17 protein-coding genes are annotated in these 14881 nt (G+C 61.0%); 5 read left to right on the top strand and 12 right to left on the bottom strand.

Features of this window, described 5'->3' with window-relative positions; translation table 11 throughout:
• The first annotated feature begins 14 nt into the window (after nt 1–14).
• Nucleotides 15–740, top strand: a complete 726-nt coding sequence (locus F6A13_RS05610; protein ID WP_113526658.1) for a hypothetical protein — start codon at nt 15–17, stop codon at nt 738–740.
• 98 nt (nt 741–838) lie between these two features.
• Here the strand turns inward: F6A13_RS05610 and F6A13_RS05605 are convergent, their stop codons facing one another.
• Nucleotides 839–1441, bottom strand: coding sequence for a peroxiredoxin (locus F6A13_RS05605; protein ID WP_113526659.1), 603 nt, complete (start codon nt 1439–1441; stop codon nt 839–841).
• A gap of 287 nt (nt 1442–1728) precedes the next feature.
• Between F6A13_RS05605 and fdxA the strand changes: the two genes are divergently transcribed.
• Nucleotides 1729–2052, top strand: coding sequence for a ferredoxin FdxA (fdxA, locus tag F6A13_RS05600; protein WP_113526660.1), 324 nt, complete (start codon nt 1729–1731; stop codon nt 2050–2052).
• Entirely contained in the window at nt 2049–3737 is a 1689-nt protein-coding gene (locus F6A13_RS05595) for an ABC transporter ATP-binding protein (protein ID WP_126605190.1), read from the top strand. Before fdxA ends, F6A13_RS05595 begins: the two co-directional genes overlap by 4 nt.
• Before the next feature lie 12 nt (nt 3738–3749).
• On the opposite strand, the gene gcvPB is transcribed toward F6A13_RS05595, so the two are convergent.
• Genes gcvPB through F6A13_RS05555 form a run of 8 tightly spaced genes read right to left on the bottom strand, consistent with a single transcriptional unit; the run spans nt 3750 to nt 9608 of the window.
• On the bottom strand, nt 3750–5180 hold the full coding sequence (gene gcvPB / locus F6A13_RS05590; protein WP_126605189.1) for an aminomethyl-transferring glycine dehydrogenase subunit GcvPB: 1431 nt from the start codon (nt 5178–5180) through the stop codon (nt 3750–3752).
• Nucleotides 5177–6520, bottom strand: a complete 1344-nt coding sequence (gene gcvPA / locus F6A13_RS05585) for an aminomethyl-transferring glycine dehydrogenase subunit GcvPA (protein ID WP_113526663.1) — start codon at nt 6518–6520, stop codon at nt 5177–5179. Before gcvPA ends, gcvPB begins: the two co-directional genes overlap by 4 nt.
• A gap of 5 nt (nt 6521–6525) precedes the next feature.
• Nucleotides 6526–6909, bottom strand: a complete 384-nt coding sequence (gcvH, locus tag F6A13_RS05580) for a glycine cleavage system protein GcvH (protein ID WP_126605188.1) — start codon at nt 6907–6909, stop codon at nt 6526–6528.
• Nucleotides 6906–8033, bottom strand: coding sequence for a glycine cleavage system aminomethyltransferase GcvT (gcvT, locus tag F6A13_RS05575; protein WP_126605187.1), 1128 nt, complete (start codon nt 8031–8033; stop codon nt 6906–6908). The genes gcvH and gcvT overlap by 4 nt, the downstream gene beginning before the upstream one ends.
• On the bottom strand, nt 8030–8359 hold the full coding sequence (locus tag F6A13_RS05570) for a roadblock/LC7 domain-containing protein (RefSeq protein WP_113526666.1): 330 nt from the start codon (nt 8357–8359) through the stop codon (nt 8030–8032). The genes gcvT and F6A13_RS05570 overlap by 4 nt, the downstream gene beginning before the upstream one ends.
• Nucleotides 8360–8376: 17 nt before the next feature.
• On the bottom strand, nt 8377–8862 hold the full coding sequence (locus F6A13_RS05565) for a YajQ family cyclic di-GMP-binding protein (protein ID WP_113526667.1): 486 nt from the start codon (nt 8860–8862) through the stop codon (nt 8377–8379).
• Between the two features lie 6 nt (nt 8863–8868).
• Nucleotides 8869–9363, bottom strand: a complete 495-nt coding sequence (locus F6A13_RS05560; RefSeq protein ID WP_113526668.1) for a molybdenum cofactor biosynthesis protein MoaE — start codon at nt 9361–9363, stop codon at nt 8869–8871.
• A gap of 2 nt (nt 9364–9365) precedes the next feature.
• The gene (locus tag F6A13_RS05555) at nt 9366–9608 is read right to left on the bottom strand and encodes a MoaD/ThiS family protein (RefSeq protein WP_113526669.1); all 243 of its coding nucleotides are present in this window, start codon (nt 9606–9608) and stop codon (nt 9366–9368) included.
• A gap of 107 nt (nt 9609–9715) precedes the next feature.
• Here F6A13_RS05555 and sohB point away from each other — a divergent pair, with 107 nt between their 5' ends.
• Nucleotides 9716–10720 (top strand): protease SohB, encoded by a 1005-nt coding sequence (gene sohB, locus F6A13_RS05550; RefSeq protein WP_113526670.1) that lies wholly within the window; start codon nt 9716–9718, stop codon nt 10718–10720.
• A gap of 89 nt (nt 10721–10809) precedes the next feature.
• Here sohB and F6A13_RS05545 read toward each other — a convergent pair whose 3' ends face one another.
• Both F6A13_RS05545 and F6A13_RS05540 read right to left on the bottom strand, forming a co-directional pair.
• Entirely contained in the window at nt 10810–11211 is a 402-nt protein-coding gene (locus F6A13_RS05545) for a hypothetical protein (RefSeq protein ID WP_126605186.1), read from the bottom strand.
• Nucleotides 11192–11641, bottom strand: a complete 450-nt coding sequence (locus F6A13_RS05540; RefSeq protein ID WP_113526672.1) for a DUF423 domain-containing protein — start codon at nt 11639–11641, stop codon at nt 11192–11194. The genes F6A13_RS05545 and F6A13_RS05540 overlap by 20 nt, the downstream gene beginning before the upstream one ends.
• A 125-nt stretch (nt 11642–11766) precedes the next feature.
• Here F6A13_RS05540 and F6A13_RS05535 point away from each other — a divergent pair, with 125 nt between their 5' ends.
• A complete protein-coding gene (locus F6A13_RS05535) occupies nt 11767–12783 on the top strand; it encodes a complex I NDUFA9 subunit family protein (RefSeq protein ID WP_113526673.1) in 1017 nt (338 codons plus the stop codon).
• A gap of 18 nt (nt 12784–12801) precedes the next feature.
• Here the strand turns inward: F6A13_RS05535 and mdoH are convergent, their stop codons facing one another.
• The gene (mdoH, locus tag F6A13_RS05530) at nt 12802–14880 is read right to left on the bottom strand and encodes a glucans biosynthesis glucosyltransferase MdoH (RefSeq protein WP_113526674.1); all 2079 of its coding nucleotides are present in this window, start codon (nt 14878–14880) and stop codon (nt 12802–12804) included.
• Nucleotide 14881: the final 1 nt, after the last annotated feature.

The following is a 14881-nucleotide window of genomic DNA, read 5'->3' as shown; positions in this document are numbered from 1 at the left end:
TATCGGAGGCAGCAGTGGCTCTCATTCTGGACATAGCGGGCGCACAACAGCGCTTTGAACAATACGCCAAACCCGTTCTCGGTGCCTTTGCGGCGAGCGGCATTGCCACCGGAGAACAGATCACCCCGCCGCTCATCGTGGACGCCCTGCGCCAGCTTTTCAAGGTGCTGACGACGGATGTGGCCTCCTGGGATCCTACCCTGCCCGACGACGAAGCGGAGCGCGTCGGTGACCTTGCCATCGGTTTGCTGATGGATCTCGCCACCTGGGCCGACCGTCTGGGTGAACGCCCGGCGAAAACCGCCCTGGAAATGATCACCGTCAGTATCGCCGCGTGGGTATGCCATCAACACGGCCTCATCCATACCTTGGAACCGGTGGTCAACGGTCTGGCCATTCTGGCCAACGGCCGCGCCGAGCCCGCCGAACTGCGGCCCCTCGCTCGCTTGACGGGCGAGGTGAAAGAAGCCGCCGCAGCGGACTACGCTGCCGATCTGGAAGGCGCAGACCCGCACCGCCCCTGGCGCATCCTGCTGCTGAACTGGGGGATTACCGCGACGCGTGCCCATGACCCTGTGGAAATGCGCAAGGCTTTTGCGGCCATCATTCACCACTTGCCCGCCGATGCCCCCCGCTTCTTTCAGGAGGGAACACAGCAGATGGCACAGGGGGATTTTCCCGACGCGGTAAGGGCGGTGATGATGGAAGCGGCGGAAGGGGCCGGACACGGCCTGCACTGAGACCCGGAAAAAAGCCCGGACGACTGGCGTCCGGGCTCTTCTCACTTCGGCACATCCCCGCGTCCGTCCAGACCGGGGACCTCAACAGTGACCGGCAGTCAGAGCTCTTTGCCGTGATGCGCCAGAAAGTCGGCGACACCTTCGCTGGTCGGCTTCATGCCTGCTTTACCCTTCTGCCACTGGGCAGGGCAAACTTCGCCGTGTTCTTCCGAGAATTGCAGTGCGTCCACCATCCGGATCATTTCGTCGATGTTGCGGCCCAGGGGCAGGTCATTGACCACCTCGTGACGCACGATGCCTTCACGGTCGATCAAAAAGGAACCGCGCAGGGCAACTTCATCGTTGATCAGGACATCGTAGTTGCGGGCGATGCTCTTGGAGAGATCGGCGACCATAGGCAACTGGATATGGCCGATACCGCCCTTCTCTTCCGGCGTGTTCTTCCAGGCCAGATGGGTGAAATGGGAGTCCACGCTGCAGGCGATGACCTCCGTATTGCGGGATTTGAACTCGTTCAGGCGGTGATTGAACGCCAGAATTTCCGAGGGGCAGACAAAGGTAAAATCGAGGGGATAAAAGAACAGAACCGCATATTTTCCCTTAATATGCTGAGAAAACTGAAACTTTTCATTGATGCTGTTATCTGGCATGACTGCGGGGGCTACAAAATCGGGGGCAGCTTTTCCTACTAATACGGCCATTGGGTTTCTCCTCTGTTGAAACGACGGGACAAAGTCTGGGTTTTCACTATAGCAGAAGTTTTTCGCACCCTGCCAAACGCCCTTAGCTTGCGACGCCATGTAATATTAGTCTAATTTTATCTATTTTCCAACCCACCTCCGGGGCAGCTATTCCTGCTAGTCTGCCTTTCCCGAATCCGCCCCCTAACTAGTGGGCAGCACTGCCGCCTTAGGCTAGAATAGACCCGCAACCCGCCGGCACACCCGGCTATAATTCATCAGACTCAACCGTGAGGAGCTCCGCCCCCATGACTTATGTGGTGACTGAATCTTGTATCAAGTGCAAATATACGGACTGTGTGGACGTCTGCCCGGTGGACTGTTTCCGCGAAGGGCCGAATTTCCTGGTCATCGACCCCGACGAGTGCATCGATTGCACCCTCTGCGAACCGGAATGTCCCGCGGGCGCCATTTTCCGCGATGACGACTTGCCGGATGGTCAGAAAGTATTTGAAGAAATCAACGCCCGTCTTGCCAAGATCTGGCCGGCCATCATCCAGAAAAAGGCCGCGCCGGAAGATGCCGATGCCTGGCTGAACGTCAAGGATAAACGGGGACTGCTCGAAGAGTGAGTGACGCCGGCGCGCGCGCCGCGCTCCGTTCTCCCAGCTTTTACCGCCTGCTCAGCCTGGTTCGCGCGTACCGGGGACGCGTCGCCGTCGCCATGCTGTTCATGGTGATTTCGGGCGCGGCCACGGGCGGAGTGGCCTACATGATCAAGCCGGTCCTCGACCGGATATTCATCGACCGCAACGCCGACATGCTTATCTGGCTGCCCTTGGGTGTCATCGCGATCTACGCGGTCAAGGGGAGCGCCGACTACCTGCAGGCCATCACCCTCGCCCGGGTGGAAGAAGACATTTTGCGACACCTGCGCGAACGTCTGTTCGCCCACACCCTGCGTCTGCCCCTCGGCGTCCTGATCGATAACAGTCACGGCAGCACCCTGTCCCGGATGAGTCTGGACCTGACCTTGTTGCAGCAGGGGTTGTCGGTGCTGGCGCGCTTCTTTCTATCCACCTTCCAGATCATCGCGCTGATGGCGGTGGTGTTTTACATGAGCTGGAAGCTGGCGCTCATCAGCTTCGTCACCCTGCCCATCGCATTTTATCCCCTGATTCGTTTCGGGCATAAATTGCGCCAGCGCGGCGAGCGCCAGCAGGAGCAGATGGGCCAGATCATGGATCAGTTCTCCCAGAGCCTGCGTGGCGCCGAGGTCATCAAAAGTCAGGGCAGTGAAGCCTTCGAGGCGCAACGGTTCGGTGTTCAGGCGCGACGCTATTTCGACCTGATGATGCAGATCGCCCGTATCCAGAAGGCGACCGTCCCTATCATGGAAATGATCGCCGCACTGGGCATCGGGGCCATCATCTATCTGGGCGGCAGTCAGGTGGTGAACGGCGGCATGACGACCGGAGCCTTTTTCAGTTTCCTGACAGCGCTCGGGATGGTCTACGAGCCGCTGCGCCAGCTTTCCTCGGCCAACAATCAACTGCAGCAGGGATTCTCGGCCGCAGATCGCCTTTTCGCCTGGCTGGATCAGCCCGCAGAATCCGGTACCCGTTCCGCCATCCCGCGCCCCTGGGGCACCTGGCAGTGCCACGACCTCCAACTGCAGATGAGTGGTGAAGCGATTTTGCGCGGACTGCAGTTCACCATACCACCGTTGAGCACGACCGCCATAGTCGGTCCTAGCGGTGGTGGAAAAACCAGTCTGGCGCGGGTGATGCTCGGCCTTCTGCCGCCCAGTGGGGGAGACATCACCGTGGCGGGGCAATCCATCCGCGAACTTCCTTCCGGCGATTACCGCAGCTATTTCGCCTTTGTAGCCCAGGAGCCTGTACTTTTCACCGGCAGCGCCCTTAGCAATATCGCCTACGCCGACGCGCAACCGGATCGCGAACGCGCCGAGGCCGCCGCACGGCAGGCCCATACCTGGGATTTTCTGGCCAAGACCGGCGGGCTGGACACGCTGATCAAGGGTAATGGCGGCAATCTTTCCGGGGGACAACGCCAGCGGCTTGCCATCGCCCGCGCGCTCTATCTGGATCGCCCCGTACTGGTCCTCGACGAGGCCACCAGCAACCTCGACAGCGAAAGTGAAGAACACATCGCAGAGACCCTCAGCGCTCTCCACGGCCGCAAAACCATCATCATCATCGCACACCGCCCGCGCACCACCCGCCTCGCCGATCAGGTCATCCGCCTCGAACGCGGCCGGATCGTGGCGGATGAGCAGGGGGAAGGGGCTGCATAGGGGTTCAGACGGTCACAAAGCCTCCGCGACATCCAGACGCCGCGCCGCCAGGGCTTCATCCAGACGCCCCACCGGCAGATGGTGAGGTGCTTCCCGCAAGAGTTCCGGCTGCTCCAGGGCCTCTCGGCGAATCTGCGCCATCACCGTCACGAAACGATCCAGGGTCGCCTTGCTTTCGGTCTCCGTAGGTTCGATCAGCAGGCACTCCGGCACCAGTTGGGGAAAGTAAACGGTCGGCGCGTGAATCCCGAAATCCAGCAGGCGCTTGGCCACATCCAGCGCCCGTATACCTGTCGCTTTCTGCAGATCGCTGACGCTCAGGATGAACTCGTGACTGGCCCGCCGCTCCGGGAAGGCCGCCTGATAGCCCACCCGCTGCAGCTCCCTGAGCAGATAATTGGCATTGAGCGCGGCATAAGCCGATACCCGGCCCACCCCCGACCGCCCCAGACGCCGCAGGTAAGCGTGGGCGCGCAGCAGTACGCCGATATTTCCGCCATGGGCGCTGAGCCGGCCAATGCTCTGCGGCAAATCCCCTTCATCCAGCCAGCGCAGCGCGCCTGCCGCTTCCCGCGCGACCACTGGCAGGGGCAGAAAAGGCCGCAGGCGTTCCTGTACCGCTACTGCACCCGCACCCGGCCCGCCGCCGCCATGAGGCGTGGCAAAAGTCTTGTGCAGGTTCAGATGCATCGCATCAAAACCCATCTGCCCCGGCCGCACCCGCCCGAGAATGGCATTGAGATTGGCGCCATCATAATAGAGCAGCCCCCCTGCCTCGTGAACGCGTGCCGCAATTTCGGTAATCCGACGCTCGAACACCCCCAGGGTGGAGGGGTTGGTCAACATGATCCCTGCGATATCCGGCCCCAGATGCTGATCCAAAAAGGCCATATCCAGGTCACCGTCGGCCCGATTAGGGATTTCCACCACGTCAAAACCTGCCATCCGGGCGCTGGCCGGATTGGTGCCGTGCGCCGCCGTGGGAATCAGCATCTTCCGCCGTCCATGGTCGCCGTGCGCCGCATGATAGGCGCGGATCATGGCGACACCGGCCAGTTCGCCTTGGGCGCCCGCCGCCGGGGTCAGGCTCACCGCGGCCATGCCCGTCGTCGCCGCCAGCCATTCCTGCAACTCCCAGAGCACCTGCAACAATCCCTGCATACCCTGCGCCGGCGTATCCGGATGCAGGCGCGCGAAGCCCGGCAGCGCGGCCATGGTATGGGCAATCCGCGGATTATATTTCATGGTGCAGGAACCCAGCGGATAAAACTGGGTATCAATGGAAAAATTCTTCTGGGACAACTGGGTGTAGTGGCGCAGCACCTCCAGTTCGGCCGGATTGGGCAGATTCAGGGGTGTCTTCCGCAGTAGCGCCGCCGGAATATCGGAGGGCAACGCCAGCGCCGGAGCATGATGATCGTGATCGAAAATGGAATCGCTCATAAAGTCTCCAGCACAGCGGTCAGGGCACCGCGATACGCCAACAGATCCGCCTCTTCCAGCAGTTCCGTGGTGCATACCAGCAGATCGCCCGCTTCGCCCATTCCCCAATCCGAGAGGGGGAGTCCCGCCAGCAAACCATAGCCCAGCAGCGCATCCCGTACCGCCACGGCAGCATGAGGCAAGCGCACGACAAATTCATGGAAAAAGGCCCCGCCATAAGGCAGACTCACCCCCGGCACCCCCGTCAACAGTTCCCGCAGTCGCACGGCACGCTCATGGCACCGCACTGCCGTCTGCTGCAAGCCGTGCCCGCCCAGCGCCGCCATGTGAATGGTCGCCGCCGTCACCATCAGGCCCTGATTGGTGCAGATGTTGCTCGTCGCCTTGCCGCGGCGAATATGCTGCTCCCGCGCCTGCAGGGTCAGACAAAAACCCTCGCGGCCTTGGCCATCCACGGTTTTCGCCACCAGGCGTCCCGGCAACTGGCGCACTTGGGCCTTGCGGCAGGCCAGAAAACCAAAGTAAGGTCCGCCGCCGCTCAGGGGAATCCCCAGCGGCTGCCCTTCCCCCACCGCCATATCCGCACCCTGTGTGCCCCAAACCCCCGGCGCCTTCAGCAACGCCAGCGCCAGCGGATTGACCACGGCTATGGCGAGCAGGCCATGGGCATGGGCCCAGTCGGTCAACGCATCCACCGGCTCCAGCAGACCCAGGGCGTTGCTCTGGAGAATGATCAGCGCCGCAGCATCTCCCGCATCTGCGGGTAATATCAGGGTGCCCGTAGCACGGTCATAAGGCACGCTCACCAAACGGATGTTCTGCAAGCCAAGCACGCTGTCCAGCACCCGCCGCCAGCCCGGCAGCAGGTTCTCCGGCACCAGGATGGATTTGTCGCCGCCCTGAATGCGTAACGCCATCAGGCAGGCCTCGGCCAAGCCCGAGGCTCCGTCATAGAGGGAGGCATTACTCACCTCCAGCCCGGTCAGCCGGGTGATGAAGCTCTGATACTCGTAAATGAGCTGCAGTGTACCTTGGCTGGCTTCCGCCTGATACGGCGTATAAGCGGAATAAAACTCGCCGCGCCCGGCAATTTCCCAGACGACGGCCGGGATATGATGGGCATAAGCCCCGCCCCCCGCAAAGCAGCGCAGTGGCGCGTTGGCCAGCGCCCTTCCCTCCAGTTCACGCTGCAGCGCCATTTCCGACAGTCCTTCCGGCAAGGCCATATCCTGCGCTTGCAGGACTGGGGGAATTTCATCGAAAAGCTGGTCGAGACGCTCAACGCCGACGGCGGCCAACATCGCCGCCGTCTCCGCTGCGTCGTGGGGAATATAGGGCATAACGATCAGACCTCCGCGATCTTGGCGTAGGCCGCCGCATCCATCAGCCCGTTACCAGCGGATGCATCCGCTTCCACCACCATGATCCAGCCCTGGCCATAAGGATCTTCATTGAGCCACTGCGGGTTATCCCCCAGCCCGTCGTTACGCTCCACCACCGTGCCGTCGAGTGGCGCATACAAATCCGCCGCCGCCTTGACCGACTCCAGCACACCGCAGACTGCACCACCGCGAATCGCCTTACCTACCTCCGGGGCCTCTACGAACACCAGATCCCCCAGCAATTCCTGGGCGTGATCGGTAATCCCCACCCGGTAGCGTCTGCCTCCCAGGTCTTCCACCCACTCATGGGTATCGCTATAACGCAAGGTCTCCGGAATTTTGCTCATATTTCATGCTCCTCAGGAAAGGAAAAGGTTGCCGCCCCGTTGCGCCAGAAGGGCGGTTTTATCACCAGCGCCGGACGCCGCACCCCACGCACCAGCACCGCAGATAGCGCCCCCGGCGCCAGCACCGCATCCACCCGGGCCAGGGCAATACCACACTGCAAACTGGGCGAAAAAATACCGCTGGTGACCACCCCGCAAGGCTGTCCGGCGGCATTTTCGACGACATAGCCATGGCGGGGAATCCCCTCGCGCATCGCCAGACCGACGAGCCTGGCACCGTCACCAGCCGCCAACTCCGCCTCCAGTGCCGCCCGGCCCAGAAAATCCCGGTCTGCGGCCCGCAAGTCCACGGTCCAGCCCAGATTACTGGCATAAGGCGAAACCGCCGTCGTCATATCTTGACCGTACAGATCCAGCCCCGCCTCCAGACGCAGACTATCCCGCGCCGCCAGACCCGCAGGGCACACACCCGCCGCCAGCAAGCGGTCTGCCAGGTCCGTTAACAGCCCGTTAGCGGCGACGATTTCGACGCCATCCTCGCCGGTATAGCCGGTTCGCCCGACAAAAAAATCTCCCTGTTCCAATGCGTGAAAAACGCCCAGATCCGCCAACGCCGGAATCGCCAGCACCGTCGCCGCCAGCGCCCGCGCTGTCGGGCCCTGTACCGCGAGAATCCCCAGATCTGGCCGCTTCTGCAGGGTCACGCGCCAGCCATGGGCATCCGCAAGGGCGTGCAGGTGCGCCGTATCCGCCTCCGCCCCCCCCGCATTCAGCACGATCCGATACCGGCCTCCGCCACGATGGTAGACGATCAGATCGTCGATAATTCCACCATCGCCCTGCAACATCGTGCTGTACAGCGCCTTGCCCGGCACCGCGTCCAGCTTTGCCACATCGTTGGCCAACGCGTATCGAAGCAGCACCCGCGCATCTGGCCCGCTCAAATCCAGAGGCCGCATGTGCGAGACATCAAACAGTCCCGCCGCCCGCCGCACCGCCTCATGCTCGGCCAGTTGCGAGCCGTAGTTCAGAGGCATCTCCCAGCCAGCGAAATCCACCATACGTGCGCCGTGGGCCACATGCCAGTCGTGAAGTGCCGTATGCTGTGCCGACACCTTCGTCATAAAGCCGCCGCCGCAGTCCGCAATATATCAAACCCCGACTCGTCGTTCCGCCCCGGCCGCATCACCACCAGCACGGCTCCTGACATGGTCGGCAGCAACACCATATCGTGGTCGGCCAGCACCACATGGACATGACGCACACCATTACCCTCCTCGTTCATGCGTTTAGCCAGTGCGCACATGCCAGAAGCGAGCGCTGCCAACGTATCCGCCACGTCTTCGGACATCCCTTCCACCTGTAAAGGAATCCCATCACGGCTGATCACCGCCGCCGCACTTACCCCTGCCATCCCGGCAACCAGTGCCGCCAATTCCACCTTGTCCATGTTACCCCCGTCAAACCTCAATCCCGAAAGTTCGTAAACTGCACCGGCAAACCAAAATCGTGACCGCGCAGCGCGGCAATGGCCGCCTGCAACTCGTCCCGGCTCTTGCCCGACACCCGCAACTGATCCCCCTGGATACTGCCCTGGGCCTTGAACTTCCCGTCTTTCAGAAATTTGATCATGCGCTTGGACACTTCGGTTTCCAGACCCACTTTCAGGCCCAGCACCTGCCGCTCCATCCCGCCTGCCGCAGCGACCACCTTACCCACATCCAGGGCCTTCAAATCTACCCCGCGCTTTACCAGGCGCGCCGAGAGCAGGTCGATCATCTGCCCCAGCTTATACTCGTCCTCGGCAACGAGGATGATCTCCTTCTCTTTCCGCTCCATCGACGCCTTGCTGCCCTTGAAGTCATAACGGGTGGTGATTTCCTTCACCGTTGTATGCAGGGCATTATCCACTTCCTGCATATCCACTTCGGATACCACATCAAAACTCGGCATAAAATCTCACTTCAACTGTGTATGGGAATGGGAAACATGGGGCGCATGGGTATGCCCCTCGCGGCTCCCGGCCCGGCAGCCGGGACAATCGGTCACCCAGCGCGCTCCCTCCGGGGTGATCTCTTTTTTCCAAAAGGGTGCGCTGGTTTTCAATACATCGATCAGAAAGCGACAGGCGTCAAAGGCCGCCGCCCGGTGCCGCGACCAGACCGCCACCATCACGATATTGTCCTGTGGCGCCAGACGCCCGTAACGATGCATGATCAGGCTGTCGAGGATATCGTAGCGCCGCGCGGCCTCCGCGCTGATGCGTTCCAGCTCGCGCTCCGTCATCCCCGGATAGTGCTCGATCTCCATGGCCAGGATATCCGTCGCCTCGCTATAATCGCGCACCGTCCCGATAAAGGTGACCGAGCCGCCCGCTCCGGCGATGGCATCCGCCGGAAAGGCCGCCATCTCCGCCATTGGATCAAAGTCTTCCTGCTGAACTTTAACGAGCACAGCTAACCACCTGTTACTGGAGGAAAAAACGCCACCTCATCGCCATCGCGAACCACATCGGAGAAAGGCACGTGCCGTAGGTTGACCGCCGCCAGCAGATGAGCGCCCTGCAGCACCACGCCGGCTTCATCCTCCGCCAGCGCCAGGACATCCGCCACGGTGGCACCACCTTCAGGCATCGGCAGAGATATTTCCCCGATCCCGATACGCTCGCGCACGCTGGCAAAAAACTTCACATGGATCATGAAAGGAGGCACCTCGGCAAGAGGTAAAATGATAACGCCCCCAGCACCCAGGGTTCAACCATACCCCAAATCTTTACAGCTATCGCCTTTCCGCCTATCTTGGCGCCATGGAAACCTTCTTCAGCCATTACCTGCTCTTCCTCGCCGACACCGCCACCATCGTGGTCGCGCTGCTCATCGTCGTGGGCGGCATCGCCGCCATCGCCCTAAACAAACGCAAAAGCCCCGCGTCCGGGCAGGTGCAGGTCACCGACCTGCGCAAGCAATTAGAACAATCGGGCGAAAACGTCCAGCAATACCGGTTGGACAAAAAAGCCCTGAAAATCCATCGAAAGACCCTCAAGAAAGACCGCAAAGACAGGGCCAACGACCCCCTTGCCGAAAGCTGCACCTATCTGCTCGACTTCAAGGGCGACATCCGCGCCTCCGCCGTCAGTGCCCTGCGCGAAGAAATCTCCGCCATCATCCAGGCCGCCAAACCCGGCGACACCGTCCTGCTGCGCCTGGAAAGCGGCGGCGGCATGGTCAACACCTATGGTCTCGCCTCGGCCCAGTTATTACGTCTGCGCGCCGCCAAGATTCATCTCACGGTGCTGGTCGACGCCGTCGCCGCCAGCGGCGGCTACATGATGGCGGTCACCGCTGACCGTATCGTCGCCAGCCCCTTCGCCCTCATCGGCTCCATCGGCGTCGTCGCCCAAATCCCCAACTTCCACCGCTGGCTGCAGGATCGCAACATCGACTGGGAACAATTCACCGCCGGCAAATTCAAGCGCACCGTCACCCTGTTCGGAGAGAATACCGAAACCGGCCGCGCCAAGCTGCGCGAAGAACTGGAAGAAACCCACGCCCAGTTCCGCGACTTCGTCCGGCAATACCGTCCGCAACTGGATTTGGAACAAGTCGCCACCGGCGAAGCCTGGCTGGGCAACAAGGCCCACCAGCTCGGACTGGTGGATGATCTCGCCACCAGCGACGAGATCATCCTGGAAGCGGTGCGACAGGGCAAAGTGCTCGCCCTCCATTACCAGCGCCAAAAGACCCTCCCCCAACGCCTCGGTCTCGCCGCCCAGCAAAGCTGGGATAAACTCTGGCAGCCACCCATCTCCTGAAATACCTCGTTCCAGTCCCGCCGGTCCGCACGGCGCAACCCCCATTGCAAATGGACCAGACTGTTCCATCCATGTCAGCATAAGCTCGGCTATCCTTGTGCTGCGCCCTTCCGCGCCGACACCCTTTTCTGCCACGCCATGACCGCGTCGATGACTTCCTGGTCAAAGTCCATGATTTCATGTTCTTTTACCAGTTTTTTCACCTCCTGTACCTGCGTAGATATCTGCATGGTGCGGGCAATATTCTGGAAATATGGATCGGTATCCAGGTAGCAGTTTTCCTGAGGCAAAGCGCGTTTCAATTTGAGCGCCTTGCCTTCTTCGGCATGGCACAGCACGGTTTTTGAGTTGATCTCCGTCACACTATAGGCCCGCACGGATTTTACCGTCCCACTATAAGGCACATGCTCCACAACCCAGAACCTGTCCCCCACTTCGGCATCGGCAAAATCCAGATATTTTCCGTATGCGTTACCCGTTGCAATCAGCATCACCATTCCCCTGCGTTTTGGAGGCCCGCCAGACACCTAGCGCCAGTAGGAGCCAGGAAAAAATCAGCGCCGTCCCGCCTATGGGGGCGAAAAATGCCCAGAACGAATAGCCGGTCAGCACCAGCAGATAGAGTCCGCCGCAAAACAGCAGAACGCCCAGGACCATCAGCAGTCCCGCCGCGCAGAGCAGGCGCCGCCTGCCGTACTGGCGGATCAACACGCCGATGAGCAGCAGCCCAAGCCCGTGATAAATCTGAAAGCGATTCGCAATGTCGTAAATATGCAGCGCACGGCCACCTACCCGCACCGCCACCAGATGATCTCCTGCCGCGCCGGCGATCACCGCCAGGGCCATCACCAGCGCCCCGAGCATGGCAAAATACGCTCCTGCCCGCATCCCGCGTTTCCGCCCTGCCGAACATCCCGTCATGTCATTCCTCCCTCGAATACCATTCCGGTTTATAGCCTATGTGGAGGGCCTCGAACAAATATGGCCCATCCGCCCCGCCGTTCATAAGCCTGTGCTATGCTGGCAGGTATCAGTCTGGAGGAGTCATGACACTTCACAAAATTTGTCTGCTGGGGGGCACGGGCTTCGTGGGGCGGCACTTGGCAGAGCGGTTGAGCCAGAAAGGGCACGCCGTGCGCATCCTGACGCGCAACCGCGAACGCCACCGTGAAAATCTGCTGGTGCTCCCCGGTGTGGAGTTGATCGAGGCCGATGTCCATGACCCTGTCGCGTTAAAAAAACAGTTCGCAGGACGAGATGTCGTCATCAATCTCGTGGGCATCCTCAATGAACGCCATCAAGGCGATTTCGACAGGAACCACGTCGAACTCCCGCGCTTGGTGGTTGGCGCCTGCAATGATCTGGGCATCCCCCGTCTGCTCCACATGAGTGCATTGGGAGCCAGTCCCACCGGACCCAGCGCCTACCTGCGCTCCAAGGGGGCTGGTGAGGCAGTCGTCCGTCAGTCGGGCGGGAATAGGGCGGAAACAGGACACTTTGATGATCTGGAAGAGCCCATGCCGCTCTGGAGCCATGGGCTAAAAACCACTTCTTTTCGCCCAGCGGTGATTTTTGGTGAAGGTGACAGCTTTTTCAACCGCTTCGCCGGGTTATTGCGCCGCATCCCCTTTTTCATTCCGCTGGCTCGGTCGAAAGCCAGAATGCAGCCGGTCTGGATTGAAGATGTGGTCAGCGCCTACGTGCAATCCATGGATGACGAAAAAACCTACGGTCAGGCCTATGATCTTTGTGGTCCGAAAGTCTATACCCTCGGTGAACTGGTGGCCTATACCCAGAGTCTGATCGGCACCCATCGCGTCATCGTGCCCCTCGGTGACTTCGCCGGCAATCTTCAGGCCAGCATCATGGAAAGGCTGCCGGGCAAGGTACTCACCCGCGATAATCTGCTCTCCCTGTCCGTCGACAGCGTCTGTACCAGAAATGATCTGGCCGACCGTTTCCAGATACAGGCCACCACGGTCGAGAGTATCGTACCCGGCTACCTGGGCGGAAAAGGTGCCCGCGCGGAGCGTCTGGCGGAAATCCGCAACCGGCGTTCCTGAGCCTCGGCCGAATCGCGATCACGCGTCGGACAACACCTGCGCCTCGCTCTGCAACCCCCAGGCCGCCAGACGCGTCCGATCGGCCGTGGACCAGACCGCACGATGCAGCGCGAGCATGGAGTTGCGATCGGTCAGCAGTATGTTGCGCTCACGGTTGCTGAGCCCTTGCGGACCCTCTTCCAGCGCCTTGTGGCAGAGTTTCGCCGCACGTGGCCAGGCGGCGGTGCGGTTACGCTGCAAGGCGGTATGTATCGCGTTGAAACGGGGGTCCACCACCACCTGAACAAAGGGGTCCCCCTCTATGTGGGGCATATAGGCCATCCTATCCGCGCTGAGCGATTGTAATTCCGGCGGGACATGTACTTCTTCGGGGATGACAAAAAGATGATGCCGCTGGGTCCAGCGCCCCAGCGCGGGACGACTCGTCCAGGCCGCCAGGGGCACCGCTGACGCCAGCCCCCCGAGTATGGGTACCAGCCAGGCGAAGTGCCACGCCCCCAGAAAGGGATAGAGTATTCCTGCCAGAATCAAACCCAGCGCCGAACACCAGCCAAAATAACGTAGCGCATCCCGCCAGGACGTCTCCTGATCGCCACGGACTTGCGCGCCCCAGCCCACGCCGCGCCCCATCAGGGTCTGAATCACGAACTGGCTGTGAAAGGCCATACGGATCGGCGCCATGAGTATCGAAAATATACTCTCCAAAAACATGCCGATCACCAGATGGAATGCGCCGCCGAATTGCTCTTTTCGGCCGCGCTGACGCAACGCCCAGAGCACCGCCATGAATTTTGGCGACAGCAGTAAAATCGCCGTCATCCCAAACAGCCAGAAGGGCATGGGACTGACCAGCCAGTCCCAGTCGAGCGGGGTGATGACGCTGCCGTCACTGGCGGTATTGGCCCAGTGGAGCGAGCCCAGCGCACCCAGGATCAAAAACAGGCCCCACAAGGGCGCCGCCAAAAAAGACATGGCGCCGTTGACAAAAAGAAAGCGATGCGCCGGGCGCAGGCCCTCCCCTGCCAGCAGGCGCAGATGTTGAAGATTACCCTGCGCCCAGCGGCGGTCGCGTTTGAGATCATCGATCAGGGTCGGAGGTACTTCTTCATAACTCCCGGACAGGCTGGGCACAAACCAGACTTCCCAGCCGCTTTTGGCCATGAGCGCGGCCTCGACAAAATCGTGGCTCAGTAGCGGGCCGCCGAGAGGGGCCCGCCCCGGCAACACCGGCAGGGCGCAATATTGGGAGAAGGGAGCGATTCGAAGCATGGCGTTATGGCCGATATAATGGCCGTCGCCCAACTGCCAGAAGCGCAGGCCGACGCTGAAAATCGGGCCATATAGATGCTGCGCGAACTGTTGCAGGCGCGCATACAGGGTTTCGCGATTGACCGCCACCGGCTGGGTTTGAATGATGCCGACCTGAGGATTACCCTCCATCATCTCCAGCATCCGGTACAGCGTCTCGCCGTTCATCACACTGTCGGCGTCGAGTACCACCATGTATTCGTAACCCTTACCCCAGCGGCGGCAAAAATCTGCCACATTCCCGCTCTTGGCCTTGTTATTGATGGGCCGCCGCCGGTAATGGATGCGCCCAAAAGCGTCCAAAGACTCGCAAAGCGCCGACCACACCAGCTCTTCTCGCAGCCAGATGGCAGGGTCGCGAGTATCGCTCAACAGGAAAAATTCGAAATGGGCGAGTGCACCGGTCTTCTGTATGGATTTATAGGTGGCCTGGAGACCTGCGGCGACCCGCTCCACTTCTTCATTGTAAATCGGCATGAGTACCGCCACCCGGCTCTGCAGACGCGGCTCGGCCAGGTGCAGTTCGGGGCTGCCGGGTGTGGTATCAGCACGTCCACGCATGAGCAGAACGAACCCTACCAGCGCCGTCCAGAAGCCTGCGGATATCCAGGCGAACAGTAATACAAAGATGATCAACGTCGGCAGTTCCAGCCAGAAGGGCAGGCGGTCTGTCAATACCTGGTCCAGTGTCAGGCCAGCGCCGCACGCCGGAAGAACGATGAAAGTGCTGAGCCAGTAGCGCCGGTACCGGCCGATGGCTTCCCATGGCCGGGCGCCGCCAAAACCCATA

The sequence above is a fragment of the Acidithiobacillus sp. 'AMD consortium' genome, assembly GCF_008926505.1.
Taxonomy (GTDB): Bacteria; Pseudomonadota; Gammaproteobacteria; order Acidithiobacillales; family Acidithiobacillaceae; genus Acidithiobacillus; species Acidithiobacillus ferridurans.
The sequence above is the reverse complement of the archived record's forward strand: the minus strand, read 5'-3'. Positions and strand labels throughout refer to the sequence as shown.